This is a genomic window from Nocardioides sp. (assembly GCF_050246775.1).
Lineage (GTDB): Bacteria > Actinomycetota > Actinomycetes > Propionibacteriales > Nocardioidaceae > Nocardioides.
Map to the genome: position 1 here is coordinate 190094 of NZ_JBFWVK010000006.1, position 13139 is coordinate 203232.

16 protein-coding genes are annotated in these 13139 nt (G+C 70.3%); 7 read left to right on the plus strand and 9 right to left on the minus strand.

Translation table 11 applies throughout. The features are described 5' to 3' along the window. Window positions 1–22: 22 nt before the first annotated feature. Window positions 23–571 (minus strand): DNA polymerase ligase N-terminal domain-containing protein, encoded by a 549-nt coding sequence (locus AB7I40_RS21105; RefSeq protein ID WP_428345031.1) that lies wholly within the window; start codon window positions 569–571, stop codon window positions 23–25. Between the two features lie 66 nt (window positions 572–637). Here AB7I40_RS21105 and AB7I40_RS21110 point away from each other — a divergent pair, with 66 nt between their 5' ends. Next, the gene (locus tag AB7I40_RS21110; RefSeq protein ID WP_428345030.1) at window positions 638–862 is read left to right on the plus strand and encodes a hypothetical protein; all 225 of its coding nucleotides are present in this window, start codon (window positions 638–640) and stop codon (window positions 860–862) included. Between the two features lie 7 nt (window positions 863–869). Beyond that, window positions 870–1877 carry an LLM class F420-dependent oxidoreductase gene (locus AB7I40_RS21115; protein ID WP_428345029.1) on the plus strand — a complete coding sequence of 336 codons (1008 nt, stop codon included), beginning with the start codon at window positions 870–872 and terminating at the stop codon, window positions 1875–1877. Between the two features lie 127 nt (window positions 1878–2004). Here AB7I40_RS21115 and AB7I40_RS21120 read toward each other — a convergent pair whose 3' ends face one another. From AB7I40_RS21120 to AB7I40_RS21135, 4 genes are read right to left on the minus strand one after another with little or no spacing between them, the layout of a single operon-like run. Next, on the minus strand, window positions 2005–2247 hold the full coding sequence (locus AB7I40_RS21120) for a DUF3618 domain-containing protein (RefSeq protein ID WP_428345028.1): 243 nt from the start codon (window positions 2245–2247) through the stop codon (window positions 2005–2007). After that, window positions 2244–2657 carry a phage holin family protein gene (locus AB7I40_RS21125; RefSeq protein ID WP_428345027.1) on the minus strand — a complete coding sequence of 138 codons (414 nt, stop codon included), beginning with the start codon at window positions 2655–2657 and terminating at the stop codon, window positions 2244–2246. Before AB7I40_RS21125 ends, AB7I40_RS21120 begins: the two co-directional genes overlap by 4 nt. 57 nt (window positions 2658–2714) lie before the next feature. Continuing rightward, window positions 2715–3479 (minus strand): class I SAM-dependent methyltransferase, encoded by a 765-nt coding sequence (locus AB7I40_RS21130; RefSeq protein WP_428345026.1) that lies wholly within the window; start codon window positions 3477–3479, stop codon window positions 2715–2717. 10 nt (window positions 3480–3489) lie between these two features. Continuing rightward, window positions 3490–5214, minus strand: a complete 1725-nt coding sequence (locus AB7I40_RS21135) for a thiamine pyrophosphate-dependent enzyme (protein WP_428345025.1) — start codon at window positions 5212–5214, stop codon at window positions 3490–3492. 198 nt (window positions 5215–5412) lie between these two features. Here AB7I40_RS21135 and AB7I40_RS21140 point away from each other — a divergent pair, with 198 nt between their 5' ends. Next, window positions 5413–6462 (plus strand): LuxR C-terminal-related transcriptional regulator, encoded by a 1050-nt coding sequence (locus tag AB7I40_RS21140; protein WP_428345024.1) that lies wholly within the window; start codon window positions 5413–5415, stop codon window positions 6460–6462. On the opposite strand, the gene AB7I40_RS21145 is transcribed toward AB7I40_RS21140, so the two are convergent. Both AB7I40_RS21145 and AB7I40_RS21150 read right to left on the minus strand, forming a co-directional pair. Next, window positions 6425–7138, minus strand: a complete 714-nt coding sequence (locus AB7I40_RS21145; protein WP_428345023.1) for a GAF and ANTAR domain-containing protein — start codon at window positions 7136–7138, stop codon at window positions 6425–6427. The genes AB7I40_RS21140 and AB7I40_RS21145 overlap by 38 nt on opposite strands. Before the next feature lie 16 nt (window positions 7139–7154). After that, a complete protein-coding gene (locus tag AB7I40_RS21150; RefSeq protein ID WP_428345022.1) occupies window positions 7155–7853 on the minus strand; it encodes an ANTAR domain-containing protein in 699 nt (232 codons plus the stop codon). Between the two features lie 134 nt (window positions 7854–7987). Between AB7I40_RS21150 and AB7I40_RS21155 the strand changes: the two genes are divergently transcribed. Continuing rightward, window positions 7988–8575, plus strand: a complete 588-nt coding sequence (locus AB7I40_RS21155) for a hypothetical protein (RefSeq protein ID WP_428345021.1) — start codon at window positions 7988–7990, stop codon at window positions 8573–8575. On the opposite strand, the gene AB7I40_RS21160 is transcribed toward AB7I40_RS21155, so the two are convergent. Next, the gene (locus tag AB7I40_RS21160; RefSeq protein ID WP_428345020.1) at window positions 8566–9633 is read right to left on the minus strand and encodes a universal stress protein; all 1068 of its coding nucleotides are present in this window, start codon (window positions 9631–9633) and stop codon (window positions 8566–8568) included. The genes AB7I40_RS21155 and AB7I40_RS21160 overlap by 10 nt on opposite strands. Window positions 9634–9839: 206 nt before the next feature. Between AB7I40_RS21160 and AB7I40_RS21165 the strand changes: the two genes are divergently transcribed. Then, the gene (locus AB7I40_RS21165; RefSeq protein ID WP_428345019.1) at window positions 9840–10847 is read left to right on the plus strand and encodes a zinc-dependent alcohol dehydrogenase family protein; all 1008 of its coding nucleotides are present in this window, start codon (window positions 9840–9842) and stop codon (window positions 10845–10847) included. A gap of 40 nt (window positions 10848–10887) precedes the next feature. On the opposite strand, the gene AB7I40_RS21170 is transcribed toward AB7I40_RS21165, so the two are convergent. Beyond that, window positions 10888–11751 carry a universal stress protein gene (locus AB7I40_RS21170; RefSeq protein ID WP_428345018.1) on the minus strand — a complete coding sequence of 288 codons (864 nt, stop codon included), beginning with the start codon at window positions 11749–11751 and terminating at the stop codon, window positions 10888–10890. A 141-nt stretch (window positions 11752–11892) separates the two neighbouring features. On the opposite strand from AB7I40_RS21170, the gene AB7I40_RS21175 reads away from it, so the two are divergent. Next, window positions 11893–12657 (plus strand): GAF and ANTAR domain-containing protein, encoded by a 765-nt coding sequence (locus tag AB7I40_RS21175; protein WP_428345017.1) that lies wholly within the window; start codon window positions 11893–11895, stop codon window positions 12655–12657. A 139-nt stretch (window positions 12658–12796) separates the two neighbouring features. Beyond that, on the plus strand, window positions 12797–13084 hold the full coding sequence (locus tag AB7I40_RS21180; RefSeq protein ID WP_428345016.1) for a hypothetical protein: 288 nt from the start codon (window positions 12797–12799) through the stop codon (window positions 13082–13084). Window positions 13085–13139: the final 55 nt, after the last annotated feature.

The window sequence follows — 13139 nt, forward strand, 5'->3', positions numbered from 1 at the left end:
GACGGGCGGACATCATGAGGGATCACGATCCCGGCGCGTCGGCGTCCGTGTCGCCGGTCGAGCGACCCTCGTGCTCATCCTCGAGGTCCTCGTTCGTGCGTCCGCTCAAGACGGACTCGTCATGGGTCGACGGGGGCCGGCGCTGCCGGTCGGCACCCGCGTCATCCAGCTTGACCAGCACCCAGTTCCGCCGGTCGCCACCCATCGCGGTGCGCGTCAGCGCGAACGCCCCTGTCAGCTTCTCGCCGGACAGCGACACCTTCACGTGACCCGCTGCGACCGCGTCGGCCATGTCGAGCGGTGCACCGTTCTTGGTCGTGAGGTTCTCATAGGTGCCGGTGTCCCACACGATGACCGTGCCACGCCCGTAGCCCTTACCGATGCGTCCCTCGAAGTGCGCGTAGTCGAGCTGGTGATCCTCGACCTTGACAGCCAGCCGCTTCTCCCGCGGGTCCAGCGAGGGACCCTTCGGGACGGCCCACGAGACCAGCACGCCGTCGACCTCCAGGCGGAAGTCGAAGTGGAGACGGGATGCATCGTGGCGCTGGACGACGAAGAGCGGCATGGCCATGTCCCATGCATACCGCCCTCCGGCACATTGACACGTGGGACTCGACGATGTGGGTACGGGTCGGACATGACCACCAGTGAGAGCACAGCCAGAACCCAGGCCATCCAGGCCGTCGTCGACCGGGTGTCGTCCTACCAGGACGGCGCCCCCGAACCGACGATCGAGGCCGAGTTGCGCAGCGGACTGCAGGAGGCGGGAGTCGATCTCAACGAGCGCGAGCTAGCTGCGCTGACCAAGGCCATCGAGTCCGCCCACGGCAACGTCAGCGTCGCCGACGTACTGCCGAGCTGAGTCGCGGATGACGAGCTTCGGCTACACGCTGATGACTGAGCAGAGCGGACCGCTCGAGCTCGTCGGCTACGCGAGGGCAGCAGAGGACGTCGGCTTCGACTTCGAGGTCATGAGCGACCACTTCTCGCCCTGGCTCAGCGAGCAGGGCCACGCGCCGTACGCCTGGACCACGTTGGGGGCGGTCGCCCAGGCCACCTCGCACGTCGGGTTGATGACCTACGTCACCTGCCCGACCCTGCGCTACCACCCGGCGGTCGTGGCCCAGAAGGCGGCGACGCTGCAGATCCTGGCCGAGGGGCGCTTCACCCTGGGGCTGGGCAGCGGCGAGAACCTCAACGAGCACGTCGTCGGCCACGGCTGGCCCGCCCTCCAGGACCGACAGGCCATGCTGGCCGAGGCCATCGAGGTGATCCGGGCCCTGCACACCGGCGAGTTGGTCGACCATCGCGGCGAATACTTCCAGGTGGACTCCGCCCGGATCTGGGACCTCCCCGATGAGGGAGTCGAGCTCGGCGTCGCCGTCGGCGGTGAACGTGCCATCGAGGCCTTCGCGCCATTCGCTGACCACCTCATCGGCGTCGAGCCCGACTCCGACCTGGTGACCGGCTGGAACGCGGTGGACGGTGCGCCCCGGATCGGCGGCACGGCGCGAGCCATCGGACAGATCCCGATCTGCTGGGACCCCGACGAGGCGACGGCCGTGGCGAAGGCGCACGAGCAGTTCCGCTGGTTCGCAGGCGGATGGTCGGTGAACGCCGATCTCCCGACGCCCGCGGGTTTCACGGGCGCCACCCAGTTCGTGCGACCCGAGGACGTCGCCGACGCCATCCCCTGCGGCCCCGACCTCGACGCCGTCGTCGAGGCGGTGAGCGCCTACTGGAAGGCCGGGTTCACCGACATCGCCCTGGTGCAGATCGGCGACGACGGCCAGGACCGGTTCCTCAGCGAAGCTGCCGGACCGCTGCTGGAGAAGCTGCGCGCGGCCTCGCCCACCGGACAGGAGGGGGCGGCATGACAACGCCCGCCTCATCGCCGCCGCATCGACCCAGGCGGTCGAGGCGACGATGGGAGACGAGATCAGGCAGCACGCCGGGCTGACCGCGGACCAGGGGCCCGTGGGCGCTTCGTTCGTTGCGGTCTCCTCAGTGCGCCCGGCGCCACCAGACGGCGAGTACGACGACCACGGCGAGCGCTCCGGCGACGATCAGCTCGGGCCGCGGCGCCCCGCTGTCGGTCGTCACGGCCGACTTCGTCCTCGCCAGCCGAGCGTTGGCCCGGGCCTTGACATCGACCTTGGCGGCGAGCTGGTCGACCGTGGCAGCAAGCTCCTCGCGCTGCGCCTCGATCTCCTGCTCCAGCTCCCTGGGAGTCGGTTCGTGGCTCATGGGTGGTCCCCCTTCAGGGTGGCGATGTCGCGTCGTACTCCCTCGATGGCGTGCTCGGGCTGCGGCGGCGTCGCGGCGCTCACCTGCTTCTTCGCGATCGCGCCGACGACAGCAGCGGCGAGAAGGAGCACGACAGCCACGATCAGCGCCGCCAGCCAGGCGTCCACGGCCTCGGCAAGCGCCAGCACCGCGGTGCTGACCAGGACAGCCAGACCGAAGAACGCCAGCAAGCCGGCTCCGCTGAACATCCCCAGGCCGATGCCGGCCCGCTTGCCCTTCTCCGCCATCTCCGCCTGCGCCAGTCGCAGCTCGGAGCGGATGAGCGTGGGGACCTGTTGGGTGAGTTGGTGGGCCAGGGCGCCCAGCGTCGGCTCGGTTCCGGTCGGCGGTTGATCGGTTGGGTGACTCATGTCCTCCACCCTTCCTGGTTCCGCTCGAAACCTCTCCACCCCTGTGGGTAGATCGCCTCAGATCTCCGGCCGGGCGACATACAGCCGCCCGGCCACGAGCCCCTGCGCCACGAGGCGGGTCATGATCGCCTGCTGGCGGGCAGCGGTCTTCCAGCGAGCATCGGCACCGTGCGCGCCTTCGATCCATCGCTCGACCGCATCGGCCGCCGCGTTCCACGCCGGACCGGGCGGGGCGAAGTCGGACACAGCGGCCTGACGGATGATCCTGAGCCCGGCGCGTCCACACACCTGCGCAACCTCCCTGGCGGTCGGGAAGGTGTTGCCCTCGGGCTGCTCCGGCAGGACGTCGACCGTTCGCTCGAACACCAGCAGTCCGACCACTCCCCCGGGCGTCACGACGCGGCGGAGCTCTGCCACCAGCGCCTGGTGGTCCTCGACGGTGCACAGCACACCCAGGCACCACACGGCCTCGAAGGCTGCGTCGGGCAGCGCTAGCGCGTCACCCGTGGCCGCGGCCACGGGGTGCGCGAACAACCGCCGACCGGCGTGGCAGGCCTCCACCATCGGCTCGAACAGCACCGGGCGCACACCTCGGGTCCGGGCGGCGTACTCCGCAGGGCCTCCCAGGCCCGCACCCACGTCGAGGAGCCGGTCGCCGGGACCCAGCGCCATGTTCTCGCACAACCAGTCGAGGGCCGCCGGGCTGCCGGTCCCCCGGCACGCTGCGGGAAGGGCATGGTCCATCCCCAAGGCAGCGACCGCATCCCCGGTCCAGGCGGCGACGGTGTCGAACTCGTCGGTCATCGCCTCCGAGACGGTCACGACGCGCGCCTCATTCGGGACTCTCGATGAACTCTTTGGTCTTCGCGATGGCGAAGCCCCATCCCTGGGCGAGGGTGGGTTTGGGTGGGATCGCGATCTCGTCGGGGTTGGTCACCACGTCCAGCAGGGCCGGTCCGTCGACTGCCAGCAGGTCACGTACGGCGTCCTCGACGTGGTGTGGATCCTCGACCCGTACGCCGTGCAGGCCCACAGCCCGCGCGACCCGCGCGAAGTCCGGATTGTCCAGGACGGTGCCGAACTCAGGCAGCCCGACCTGTTCCATCTCGAGCTTGACCATGCCCAGTCGGCCGTTGTCGAAGACGACGAGCTTGACCGGGAGCTCATAGGCGACCGCGGTGATGAGGTCGCCCATCAGCATCGAGAGCCCACCGTCGCCGCAGAAGGCGACCACCTGTCTCCCGGGATCCAGAGCTGCTGCACCGAGGGCCTGGGGTAGGGCGTTGGCCATCGACCCCAGGTTGAAGGAACCGAGCAGCCGCCTGCTGCCGGTCATCCGCACGAACCGCGACAGCCACACCGTGGCCATGCCGGTGTCGGTGGTGAAGACGGCATCCTGCGCCGCGTGACGGTCCACGGCCGCGGCGAGCAGCTCGGGCCGGATGCGTGACTCCGGGTTGTCCACCTTGCGGCGCAGGAGCCCGACGGGCCTGCGCTCGTAGTCCGGGTCGGCGAGCCGGGCCTGGCCGGTGCGCCACGTCTCGTAGGTGGAGCGGGCCGAGGTGAGCAGTGAGTCGTCGCTGCTTCCGGTGAGTTGCGCAAGCAGCTCCTGGAGGCCGAGCCGACAGTCGCCGACGAGCGCCTCGTCGACTGCGATCCGGCGTCCGATGTGACTGCTGCGGGAATCGAGCTGGATCACCGTCTTGCCCGTGGGCAGGAAGTCTCGGTAGGGGAAGTCGGAGCCGATCAGGAACAGCGTGTCGCAGCCCTCGAACGCCACTCTGCTGGCCGGGTTGCCGATCAGGCCCGACTGTCCCACCTCGAACGGGTTGTCGTCCTCCAGGACCTCCTTGGCCTTCAGGCTGAGCACCATCGGCGCCTTCAGCGTCTCGGCCAGCGCCAGCACCTCCGCCCGCGCGGCCAAGGCTCCTTGGCCGACCAGGAGAGCCACCGAGTCGCTGGCGTTGAGGAGGCTCGCCGCCCGCTGCAGGGCATCCGCAGCCGGAGTCGTGGCGGGACTCGGCTCGACGAACGTGGGGGTGGGGGTGTGCTTCGGCAGCTCCAGCCCGCCCACGTCGCCGGGCAGGGTGAGCACCGAGACGCCCCGGTGCTCGAGGGCCGCGTTGACCGCGTGCTCCAGGACTGACGGCAGCTGGTCGGCGCTCACCACGGTCTGGTTGAACACCGCGACATCAGCGAACAGCGCGTCGTTGTCGACCTCCTGGAAGAACTCGCTGCCCAGGTCCTCGCGGGGAACCTGGCCGCAGATGGCCAGCACCGGGGTGCGGGACTTATTCGCGTCGTACAGACCGTTGAGGAGGTGGATGGCACCGGGTCCGACGGTTCCCAGGCAGACTCCGAGGCGACCGGTGAGCTGGGACTGGGCACCGGCGGCGAACGCCGCCACCTCCTCGTGACGCACCCCGATCCACTCGAGGCGATCCTGGCGCCGGATGGCGTCGGTGACCGGATTGAGGGCGTCGCCCACGACGCCCCACACCTGGGTGACTCCGTGCTCGGCCAAGGATTCCACCAGGAGCTCGGCAACCGTGGTCATGGCATTTTCCTCCTGCTGTGGCCTGATACGTGACGAGGTCGAGTACCCGACTCGGTCGCGATCGATGCGGGAGGCCGGTCGGCGGGCGGTCGAGTCTGGGCTCCGCGCGGGGGTTGAGCCATGCAGTAGCGTTTCCCTGCTGGTGCAGGTCGGTTCCGCGTTGTGCTTGGTTCACCACATCGAACAGGCGGTCAGTGGATGCCTCATCGTTTGCCAGAGCTCGAGCAGGCCTACGCCGCCATCGCGGCCACGCAGACCTTCGGTGAGTTCGTGCAGGCTGCTGAGGACGCCGTCCGCACCGTCGGCGGCGACGGCGTGTCGATCGGCGTGCTGCGCGGCAACCGGGTGGCGATCGTCTATCGCGGGACCGCCTCCCCCCTGCTCGAGGACCTGGACTCCGTCCTGGCCGCCGACGAGCTTCCCGGACCTGATGCGATGCGGACCGGGCACCCGGTCTACCTGTCCAGCCAGTCGGTGACGATCCACCGGTTCCCCGCATCCTCCGATCGGGTGGCGCAGCTGGAGTTCGAGGCTGCGGCGTGCCTGCCACTGTTGTCCGGGGAGAGTCCCCTCGGGTTCCTGGTCGCGCACTACCTGAAGGAGCAGGACTTCGACGACACGCTGCGCGTCCGGCTGGGCAGCCTGGCCGCGACCTGCTCGGGGGCCTTGGACCGGCTGATCGCCGCCCCCACCCGCGAGGACCTGGCCGAAGCCAGGTCCGAGCACGTACGCCGGGCGCTGGAATCGCGGGCGAGGCTGGAACAGGCCACCGGCATCCTGATCGAGCGATGCGACCTCTCCCCTGCCTCGGCCGCGGTCGCGATCCAGGCCATGGTCGCCGAGTCCGGGCTCGCTCCTGCCGAGGTCGCGCGCCTGCTGGTCGGGCGACGCCGGATCCCGGGGCTGGCGGCGTCCGCCGAGATGGCGCGAGCCAGTCGACGTCGCGCCGTCCCCAAGCCTGCCGACCTGATGCAGGAGTCGCCACTCGAGGCCCTCGCGACATCCGGCGAGGTGTCCGCGCTGAGTCCCCAGGAGGCGGAGATCGTCCGGCTCGTCACGACGGGGGCGACCAATCGCGAGATCGCCGACCAGATGTATCTCAGCATCAACTCCGTCAAGACCTACATCCGCTCGGCCTACCGCAAGATCGGGGTGACCAACCGTGCGCAGGCGGTGCTGTGGGGGGTCCGCAACGGCTACCTACCCCCGGTCAGCCAGGATCAACAGGTCGACGCGCCGCGTCGATGATGCGGAGTGCGACGGCACCCAGTGAGTCGTGAACCGCTGCGCTACGTCGGAGCAGCTCGCTGAAGGCAGCGTCGGGCTCCAGTCCGTGCTGCTCGACGAGAACTCCCTTCGCCACCTCGATCACCGCCCTGCCGGCCAGCGCATCACGCACGCGGTCGAGCGCCAGGTCACGGGTCATCGTCGGATGGATGCTGATGATCGCCACGGACATGATGTCGGCGAACGCCTGGGCGACCTGCGCCAATGACGGGTCGACCTCCTCCTGGGCGGCACTCCAGAACAGGTTGAGTCCGCCGATCGCGCGGCCCTGCCAGTGCAGTGGAACGCAGTAGACCCCCTGCAGCCCCGCGCGTTCCATGGCTTCGGCCATCAACGGCCAGGAGGCACGGATCGGTTCGAGAGCCGGGGCCGAGATCGCGATCTGTTGCTCCACGCAGTCGACGCACGGCCCCTGCATGCTGCCGACCTGCAACGCCTCCAGCTCCTCCACGGCATGGGAGGTCGCCGAGAGCAGCTCAAGACCCTGGTCGCCCACCACCAGGAGTCCGGCCGCCTGGGCCCCGACCGATTCGGCACACCGGGCCAGTCCGGACGCCAGCACGCCGGAGATGTCGCCCTCCCCGACCAGCGAGGCGGAGACGTCTGCGAGGCCACTCAGGGCTTGGGCGTCGCTCATCATCGAAACTTCCTCCTCATGGGTTGGTGAACCGGAGTCGGCGGGACACGACTTCTTCTGCGATGTCAGTCAACGTGGTCTCCCCGGCGTAGGCGTGGGCACGCAGGACCGCCAGAGCATCGTCGGAGTTGAGTCCCAGTTGCGCGATCACCATGCCGGTGGCCTGGTGGATGCGGGCCCGAGAGCTCCAGGGACCGGACAGCAGATCGTCCTGGAAGACGCCGGGATCCCGCGCCAGCGCTGCCCCGGTCGCCGCCGCCATCGTCAGCAGGGTCCGCTCGTCCAGCAACAGCTCGGCCGGGGCCGGACGGAGCAGGTACAACGTCAGGACACCCAGGACGGAGTCGCCCGGCTGGATGGGGACGGCATGGATGACCGTCTGGTCGACCACCTTCTCGGCCGCCTCGGCGAACATCGCCCAGCGCTCGCGGCCCGGCCACGGCAGCGGGCACACCTCGACGCGGCCGGTTTCCGCGGCTGTTCGTCCCGGCCCTTCACCGACGACGTCCTGCAGGTCCTCCAGACGGCTCGCGGTCTCGTCGGTGGCGCACAGGGTCACCCGGTTGGCAGACAGGTAGTCCAGGGTGATGGCAGCGCTGTCGGCGCCGGCGAGATTGCGACAGGCGTGGCACAGGCGCGCGCTCAAGGGATGTCCGACGGGCGTTTCCGCGATGGCACCGGCGAGTCGGGCGAGCAGGTCTTCACGTCCACTCATGAGACCGCCTCCACACTTCACTGTAGCCCAACGGTGGTCGCGAGGATCGGCGTGCACGTCGCCGCCGCGGCGTTCGGTGAAGTCGCGGACTCGGGGTACGGGGGTGGTGACGACCAGCGAACGGAAGGTGCCCCATGCAGACCCACGACGTGCGGGTGGGTGACGTCCAGCGCTCACGGCTCGGGATGTGGTCGACCACTCTTCACGCAGCCCCGCTGACCGTGTTGGCCGCGGTGGTCGACCCCGGCGTACCCCATGTCGTCCTGGAGGACGTCGGCACCCGGGAACCCCGCTGGGACCCGGCAGCCGTCCCCGGCGGGCATCCGGCCCTCGGCGCACGGACCCGCAATCTTCGCTACGACCTGCTGGTCACACCGGGCGACCTGGTCGGGCTGACCGAGTGGCTGGGAACCCACGCCGGGGCCCTGTTCCTGTGGCAGTCGCGCCAACCACCGCCCCCCGAACAGTCCCTACGTCGGGTCACGGGCCACCAGCGGCTCCGGCTGGCCAGGCAGCTGGGCATCGAGCTCTTCGTGGAGCTCCCGCGCAGGTCGGCGCCGATGCTGATGTCCAGTCCGTCCAAGGAGGCCCTGATCAGCGCAGTACGTCGCCTGGGCGCACCCACCCGAGCCCGTCAGGAGGGTCGGCCCGTGATTCCTCGTCAGAGTGGCGCGACCACAGGCGGCCAAGCGACCGAGGTGGAGGACGACCATCAGGACTGAGCGGCGGGCGGAGCGACGGACAGCACGCGCCACCACTCCCGGCCGCCCGGGCTCGCGCGAGGCTCGAGACACGTCGGGTCGTCCAGGACGCGGTCGAGACTGAGTCGCGGGACGACCCGGAAGTCGACCGACCCGGGCTCACTGACCAGCGCCAACACCCGCGAAAGGGAGCGTGCGTAGTGCAGGGCCGGGCCCGCACCGTCCCATGCGTAGAGTCCGCGATAGACCTCGTGGTCGTCGTCTGCGAACCAGAGCTTGGAGACGAAGCCGGGGAAGCCCGCGAACAGCGGGGTGTTCAGGAGGCTTTCCGCGCGAAAGAAGGCATGCGCCGGACCGTGGACATGCCGAAGCCGGAAGCACACGGCGAGCACGCAGGGATCGGCTGCCGTCCGTCCCCTCACCACGGTCTCGCGATAGACGCGCGCCGCAGTCGCGTCGGCGAAGCGGACGACGCACCCGACGTGATGGCGTGGTCGGCTGAGCCGGCCCCGCGCCACCATGGCAAGGACGGTGGGAACCGATCGAGCGACGGCTGACCACGCCACCCGACGGGGGACGGACCCTCCACCGGTCCCACCGGCGCCGGACGAAGGCTCCCCCTGCTGACCGTCGATCAGGATCACCGGGCAGTCGACGACGGCCCTAAGACACTCACCGAGCGGCGCACGCCCACCCCGGGCCAAGGGAGCTGTCGGGCCATGCGACCCCACCACGACGAGACGTGCGCTGGAGGCGCGGTCGCGCAGCGCCTCGAGGGGACGCGCGTTCACGATCCTGGCGTCGAGGGCCGGCAGTCGCCCCAGAGCCCGCGTCGCCCGACCGAGCGCGGCGTCCTGCAGGTCGAGCGCGCGTTGACGCGGTTCGCAGGAGTGCCCCGGGACGTCACGGACGAAGACCGCTTCGGCATCGGGCCAGGCGGTGACCGCCTCGACCCTCCAGTCGTGGGCCCTGGCCAGCTTGAGAGCCCAGACAAGGGCCCGGGTGCTCTGCTCGGAACCGTCCACCCCCACCACGATGTCGGCCGTGCGCTCGGTGCCGTTCGTGGCAGTGGCGCCCATGCCCGTCTCCTTCGTCACCGTCCGGCTGATCTGCGTCAACAGTGACCCCCGACGGCGCGCCAGCCCTAGGGGCGAAGGTCCCCAGCGCCCCGGACCGGGCTCCCCGGGACGATCGGCCCTACTCGGCGACAGCTGGGTCGCCCACGCTGGAGTCCCGACGTCGGAGGTGGCCCGTGTCCAGTCCTGCGAATCCCCCAGGAGAGGCCGTGCGCCCCGACCACATGCGGGCCTGGCTGACCTCGGGAGAGGGGCACGCCCGCCTACGACTGACCGAGGTCCCGGTGCCCACCCCCGGTCCGGGCGAGGTGCTCCTGCGCGTGAGCGCCTGCGGCGTCTGCCGGACCGACCTCCACGTCGCCGACGGCGACCTGTCGCCCAGGAAGGCCCAGGTCGTGCCCGGCCACGAGATCGTCGGTCGGGTGGTGGCGCTGGGAGACGGCGCCCGCGAGCTGCAGATCGGCGACCGGGTCGGCGTGGCATGGCTGCGCTCCACCTGCGGCAGCTGCCGCTGGTGCCGACGCGGCGCGGAGAACCTCTGCACCACGTCTCGTTACACCGGCTGGGACGACGACGGAGGGTACGCCGACTACACGATCGCTCCGGCGGCGTACGTCTACCGGGCACCCGACGGCATCGACGACCTCCACCTCGCTCCCCTGCTGTGCGCCGGGATCATCGGCTACCGGGCCCTCAAGCGCTCGGCGCTGCCACCCGGCGGGCGCCTGGGCATCTACGGGTTCGGCGGCAGTGCGCACCTCACGGCTCAGGTCGCGATCGCCCAAGGGGCGGAGGTGCACGTCTTCACGAGGGACGCGGAGGCGCGGTCGCTGGCGCGGTCCCTGGGGGCCGCCTCTGTCACCGGGGCCACCGGTGATCCCGTGGTCCCGTTGGACTCGGCGATCGTGTTCGCACCAGCCGGGGAGCTGGTTCCCCACGCCCTGGCAGCGCTCGACCAGCGCGGAACGCTGGCCCTGGCCGGCATCCACATGAGTGAGGTGCCGGCGCTGGACTACCAGCGGCACCTGTTCCACGAGAAGACGCTGACGACCGTCACGTCCAACACCCGAGCCGATGGCGAGGACTTCCTCCACCTGGCCGTGCGCCTCGGGGTCGAGGCCACGGTCACGCCGTACCCCCTGGACCGGGCCCGGGACGCGCTCTGCGACCTGGCCGACGACCGGGTCCGCGGCGCCGCCGTACTCCTGACCGACTGAGTCGATCAGCAGGTCTCGGAGACCAGCCGACCGGCCCCGGTCATCGGACGATCGCGACCGGGCAGTGGGCGCGGTGCATGACCTCCTGGCCGACGGAGCCGAGCAGCATGCCCTCGAAGGCACCGCGGCCGCGGGAGCCGACGACCACCAGCGCTGCGGTCATCGAGGCGTCCGCCAGCACGCGCGCGGCGGGAACCGGAATGGATTCGGTGCTCAGGTCGACGTCCGGGAACTTCTCGGCGAGGCCGGCCACCGCGTCGGCCAGCAGCCGCTCGTGGTCGCTGATCCGGTTGGCGAGCGGGGCCGGCAGGTCCCCATGCTTGTCGACGGGCACGTTCCACAGCCGCCAGCCATGCACGGCCACGACAGGTTGCCCGGTCAGCTGTCCTTGGACACAGGCGAACTCCAGGGCGTCCTGGCTACCGCCTGACCCGTCCACCCCGACGACGATGCGGGTGGCCCGCGGATCCGCCGGCGCTCGCACCACGACGACGGGGCACCGGGCGTGACGAGCCAGGTGCTGGCTCACCGAGCCGCTCAGTGCTCCGGACAGCTTGCCGTGCCCGTTGCTGCCGACGACCAGCAAGTCAGCATCCGCGCTGGCGTCGAGCATCTCGGAGACCACCGGGCCACGCCTCAGCTCGGTCGCGCAGGTAGGGACCTCGAACGAGGCGAGCAGGGACTCGGCCCGTTGCCGGAGCTCGCCCCCATAGGGGCCGTAGCGGTTCTCCTGCTCCTCCTCCTCGGTGGGGCTGACCACCATCCAGGTCGGGAAGTCCTCCACGACGACTGCGGTCAGGGGGAGTTTGCGGAGAGTGGCGGCCCGCGCCGCCCACTCGAGCGCGGCGTCCGCGTCCGGGGACCCGTCGTAGCCAACCACGATGCCTGCATGTGTGCTCGTCATGCCATCAGACTGACCCCCATCGGTCGTGCGGATCAGGGGCCGGGGTCATCCCCCACCGGGACCTTCGGCCCGTGCCATGCGCCTCTTGGAAGTCCTTCAGTCTCGGGCGATACTGGCAGGTAGGAGTGGAGAGCAGGAGCCATGACCAAGGTGGAGTCACATCGTGACAGTGCGCAGGAGCCGCTCGACCTTGCCTCGGCCTACGCCGAGCTCCAGGCCCTGATCCTCGACAGTCCCGAGGTCACCGACTTCCTGACCGAGCTCTGTCGCATCGCGGCTGCGGTCGTGCCCGGCACCCATTGCGGCATCACCCTGCGCCGCGGCGGACAGGTGTTGAGCGTGGCCTGGAGCGACGCGGTGGCCATGCGCATGGACGAGGTGCAGTACCTCCGCGGACGCGGCCCGTGCCTGGAGGCGATGCACTGCGCTGAGCCCATCGAGATCCCCGACGTGTCCGCCGAGACGAGGTGGGGTCACTACCGGGAGCGCGCGCTCGCCAACGGCGTGCACAGCGTCGTCTGCCTGCCGCTGGTGGTCGACGGGGACAGCATCGGGGCCGTCAACCTCTTCGCCACGCGGCCGCACGCCTTCCTCGACACCGACCTTGCTCGTGCGAAGGCGTTCACCGACCAGTCGGCCATGGCGTTGACGATCGTGATGCGTCTGGTGAAGACCAGCGAGATGGACGACCAGCTGCGCCAGGCGCTCGCGAGCCGAGCCGTCATCGACCAGGCGCTGGGGATCCTGATGTACACCCGGCAGCTGAACGCGCACGATGCCTTCGACCTGCTGCGCCACCGGTCGCAGACGAGCAACCGCAAGGTGAAGGACCTGGCTGCGGACCTGATCCAGAGTGCGACCGGGCACCCGGTAGAGCCGCCGCGTCCGCTGAGCCACCGCGACTGACTCGTCAAGGTCTGCACGACCCTTGCCGCACCGCGAACGCGGGCGTAGCGTGCGAGTCGGGTGCGGATAGGCGCTCGGCCGGTCGGACCACCTTGAGGCCATGACCGGCGCCCGGTCTGTGCTGTCCCCGGAGCCCCCCATGCGCCTTCCGACGTATCGGCGAGACACCGCGAAACTGCGGGCCTCGGCCGGTCCGAGCGATCCGACCACCTGGCTGCCGGTGATGACCATGCCCGACGGGACGACCATCGAGATGCCACTCACCTCGCCGGACGGCGGCGCCAGGGGTCGGCACTGCTATCGCGTGTGCCGTGCCGGCGCCCGGGTCGAGTTCGCCACGCTGAACGAGATCGCCGCGTTCGTGCTGGAGGCCGTGGACGCGCAGCGCCGCGACGAGCAGTCGACTCGTTCTCCGGGTCAGCAGTAGCGCCGTAGAGGTCGTGGCGCGGGATCGTCCTGGTTGCCCGTCACGACCACGTCCT

Bases quoted from the DNA above. Each gene is read 5' to 3' on its own strand.
- AB7I40_RS21150 (WP_428345022.1), bottom strand. From the start codon at position 7,853: ATGAGTGGACGTGAAGACCTGCTCGCCCGACTCGCCGGTGCCATCGCG.
- AB7I40_RS21180 (WP_428345016.1), top strand. From the start codon at position 12,797: ATGCGCCTTCCGACGTATCGGCGAGACACCGCGAAACTGCGGGCCTCG.
- AB7I40_RS21140 (WP_428345024.1), top strand. From the start codon at position 5,413: ATGCCTCATCGTTTGCCAGAGCTCGAGCAGGCCTACGCCGCCATCGCG.
- AB7I40_RS21175 (WP_428345017.1), top strand. From the start codon at position 11,893: ATGACCAAGGTGGAGTCACATCGTGACAGTGCGCAGGAGCCGCTCGAC.
- AB7I40_RS21125 (WP_428345027.1), bottom strand. From the start codon at position 2,657: ATGAGTCACCCAACCGATCAACCGCCGACCGGAACCGAGCCGACGCTG.
- AB7I40_RS21115 (WP_428345029.1), top strand. From the start codon at position 870: ATGACGAGCTTCGGCTACACGCTGATGACTGAGCAGAGCGGACCGCTC.
- AB7I40_RS21110 (WP_428345030.1), top strand. From the start codon at position 638: ATGACCACCAGTGAGAGCACAGCCAGAACCCAGGCCATCCAGGCCGTC.
- AB7I40_RS21135 (WP_428345025.1), bottom strand. From the start codon at position 5,214: ATGACCACGGTTGCCGAGCTCCTGGTGGAATCCTTGGCCGAGCACGGA.
- AB7I40_RS21155 (WP_428345021.1), top strand. From the start codon at position 7,988: ATGCAGACCCACGACGTGCGGGTGGGTGACGTCCAGCGCTCACGGCTC.
- AB7I40_RS21105 (WP_428345031.1), bottom strand. From the start codon at position 571: ATGGCCATGCCGCTCTTCGTCGTCCAGCGCCACGATGCATCCCGTCTC.
- AB7I40_RS21120 (WP_428345028.1), bottom strand. From the start codon at position 2,247: ATGAGCCACGAACCGACTCCCAGGGAGCTGGAGCAGGAGATCGAGGCG.
- AB7I40_RS21170 (WP_428345018.1), bottom strand. From the start codon at position 11,751: ATGACGAGCACACATGCAGGCATCGTGGTTGGCTACGACGGGTCCCCG.
- AB7I40_RS21160 (WP_428345020.1), bottom strand. From the start codon at position 9,633: ATGGGCGCCACTGCCACGAACGGCACCGAGCGCACGGCCGACATCGTG.
- AB7I40_RS21145 (WP_428345023.1), bottom strand. From the start codon at position 7,138: ATGAGCGACGCCCAAGCCCTGAGTGGCCTCGCAGACGTCTCCGCCTCG.